The organism is Okeania sp., assembly GCF_983059655.1.
The window spans coordinates 8,282-10,798 of record NZ_CEZPJD010000216.1 but is presented as its reverse complement, the minus strand read 5'-3'; the positions used below and the strand labels follow the sequence as shown (position 1 = coordinate 10,798).

Here is a 2,517-nt window from a genome sequence, read left to right as displayed (position 1 = left end):
GCCTCCTCCAACAATAATCTGGCCAAAGCAGTTGATTTTCCCGATCCCGGCCGCCCCACCAATAAAACATGATTTGGGGCATATTCGCGCAAACCTTCCAAAACGGTCAACCGTTCAATTTTCTCTTCTTGTCTTTCCCTCTGTTTTTCCTCCGCAACAGTTTGTACCATCAAACCTAAATCCAAAAGTGGGGAAATATGTTGCTGTTGCTGAAGAGACTTTTTTCCTCTCACATCCGTCAGAGTATAAACCTCCCACCATTTAGCATAGTCCCGACAAACCGATTCTAGATAGGGTATCCACATGAAGTCAAAAGTTTTTTAAGTCAAAAGTCAAAAATCAAAAGTCAAAAGTTATAAGTTGGGATATTCAGACATATAGATATAAAGTGTGGTGCGTTACGCTACCGCTAACACACCTTACCGATAGCGTTTATGGGTAAGTCCTGGTATAATTTGAAATTTATAGCAAATTATATCCTTAAATATTTATAATACCATTTGAAATTATATCTATATTCCTTATTCCGGCGTTGCTGAATTGAAGTATAAATGTGCGGTTTGGTTCTGGTAAAGCCCCCTAAATCCCCCTATTTTGGGGGACTTCTAGAGTTTTATTCCCCCCAATTTTGGGGGGCTAGGGGGGCTTATCATACCCAGAATCAGCAACGCCCCTACTCCCTACTCCCTATTTTAAAAAATGAAAAAACAAGATAAAACTTTACCCTTAACCTTACTAGGGGCAACCGTATTAATGATTATTGGTAGTGTCGTTGGCTACATTGTAATAGCTTCCAGAGAAACAGTAGATAATTTGCCAGTAGGTGCTGAGGTTGTGCCTAAAGATGCAATGATGACTATTTCTGTCTCTAGTAACCCTAGTCAATGGGAAAAACTACAACAGTTTGGCACTCCAGAATCTCAAACTGCATTTAAAAATCTATTGGGGCAACTGCGCGATCGCTTCCTCACTACTTATGGTTATAACTATCAACGAGATATTCAACCTTGGGTAGGTGAGGAAATAATGATTGCTTTATTACGCAAGCAAACTCTAGAAGCAGCTAACTCTAATACTCCCGACTCTCCTCCTCCACCTCCAGCTCAACAAGCAACTGTAGTAGTATTACCCATCGCCAACCCAGTCAAGGCCAAACAAATTTTAGACCAACCACGCTCTCTTCAAGCAGGTAAATTAGTTAAACGTACTTATAGAGGTATTGAAATTACAGAAACGGAAGGAGTTCCCAAGCAAGATATTTCTGCTGCAGCATTGGGAAATCAGTATTTAGTAATTACTGACTCCCAGACTTCAATAAATCAGGCGATCGATATTTATAAAGGAGACGAGTCTCTGGCAAAAGTTCCTGGTTATACAGAGGCGATGGAGAAATTGGAAACTCCTTCACCTTTTGGTCTGATATATGTGAATATTCCTGTTGCTGCTGCTTATACTTCTAGTAAATCTATTACTCCTGTTTCTGAGGAAAATCTCAAACAACTTGAGGATAACCAGGGAGTGGCAGCTAGCGTAAATTTAGCTCCTGAAGGTATAAATTTAAAGGCTATTTCTTGGCTAAAACCTAATAGTCAGAAAAAGTTTACTGTAGAAAACAAAGCGATGGAAATGTTAAATAGAATTCCAGGAAATGCTTTGATGATGGTATCTGGCAGTAATTTACAGAAAATGTGGTCAGATTATGTCAAAGGTGCAGCAGCTAACCCAGTAGCTCCTATTAACCCAGATACATTGCGTCAAGCTGTGAAGAATTCAACTGGTATGAATTTAGACGAAGATTTTCTCAAATGGATGGCAGGAGAATATTCTTTGTCTTTGTTACCTATCCCTAAAAGTAAGGATGAGTTAAACAAATTTGCTGCGGGGTTTGTGTTTATGGTTAAAGCAAGCGATCGCCGTGCTGCGGATGAGTCGCTGAAAAAATTGGATGAGGCCATGAAAAACCAAGAATTTGAAGTAGGTGAAGCTATTGCCAGTGGAAAACCTGTGGTTAAGTGGACTTCCCCATTTGGTGGTTTTACTGTAATTCGTGGTTGGTTGAATGGAAATGTGGCATTTTTTACATTAGGAGGATCTGTAGAGAATCAAATTTTGCCCGCGCCAACAACTTCTATGGCTGAAAGTACGGTATTACAAAAAAGTTTACCACCAGAGTCAGAATCTTTTAACGGTAATTTTTTCCTTGATATTAGTGGGAGTTTCAACCCTCAAAATCTTTCTATTCCGCAACTACCTCCAAATCAAAAAGTCTGGATAGATGGTATGGAGTCTATTGGAATCACATCTATTGTAAGTAGTAATCGTACTACCCAGTATGATGTATTTGTGAAATTGAAAAAACCATGAAAGTCAAAAGTCAAAAGTATTCAATTCAAAAGTCAAAAGTATTCAATTCAAAAGTCAAAAGTCAAAAGTCAAAAGTAAGAATTTTTAAGTTTAAAGTTAGAAGTCTTTTCAATTCAAAAGTCAAAAGTCAAAAGTAAGAATTTTTAAGTTTAA

2 protein-coding genes are annotated in these 2,517 nt (G+C 38.3%); one reads left to right on the top strand and one right to left on the bottom strand.

Annotation, left to right across the window (positions count from 1 at the left end):
• The coding region (locus AC3DU7_RS13980; protein WP_488039942.1) for a hypothetical protein at positions 1–305 on the bottom strand (305 nt) is incomplete at its 3' end.
• A 394-nt stretch (positions 306–699) separates the two neighbouring features.
• Between AC3DU7_RS13980 and AC3DU7_RS13975 the strand changes: the two genes are divergently transcribed.
• Positions 700–2,364, top strand: a complete 1,665-nt coding sequence (locus AC3DU7_RS13975) for a DUF3352 domain-containing protein (protein ID WP_488039941.1) — start codon at positions 700–702, stop codon at positions 2,362–2,364.
• The last annotated feature ends 153 nt before the right edge of the window (positions 2,365–2,517 follow it).